Origin of the sequence: Microbacterium sp. ISL-103, from assembly GCF_018613995.1 — a bacterium.
Classification (GTDB): domain Bacteria; phylum Actinomycetota; class Actinomycetes; order Actinomycetales; family Microbacteriaceae; genus Microbacterium.
The window spans coordinates 1-448 of record NZ_JAGGPD010000298.1 but is presented as its reverse complement, the minus strand read 5'-3'; the positions used below and the strand labels follow the sequence as shown (position 1 = coordinate 448).

The 448-nt window shown below is 72.3% G+C and carries 1 protein-coding gene; it reads right to left on the bottom strand.

The features are described 5' to 3' along the window. Window positions 1-25: 25 nt before the first annotated feature. Window positions 26-448 (bottom strand): uroporphyrinogen-III C-methyltransferase (locus J7E68_RS11545; RefSeq protein WP_251048915.1); only part of this gene is annotated, 423 nt, incomplete at its 5' end.

The following is a 448-nucleotide window of genomic DNA, read 5'->3' as shown; positions in this document are numbered from 1 at the left end:
GCGGAACCGGGGGTCCGTGCGATGGTCATGTCATGCTCTCCGACAGCATCGCGGTCGTCGGCAGAAGAAGACCCGCGCGGGCGACCTCGCCGATCACGATGACCGAGGGATTCACGACCTGCGCAGCCCGTGCGTCCTTCGCGACGTCGGCGAGCGTGCTGCGGATCGTGCGCTGCCTCTCGGTGTGGCCGTTCTCGACGATCGCCACCGCCGTGTCGCCCCGCGCTCCCGAGGCGAGCGCCGATGCGGCCAGCCGCGGCAGCGATGCGACCCCCATCAGTATCACCGTCGTCACCGTCGGGTCGCGCAGAGCGGCGAGGGCGCTCGGCGCGGGATCGCCGTGGCCGTTGACGACGTGCACCGCCGAGGCGCCTCCGCGATGCGTCACCGGGATGCCCGCGGCCTGCGGCACCGAGATCGCGCTGCTGATCCCGGGCGTCACGGTGAC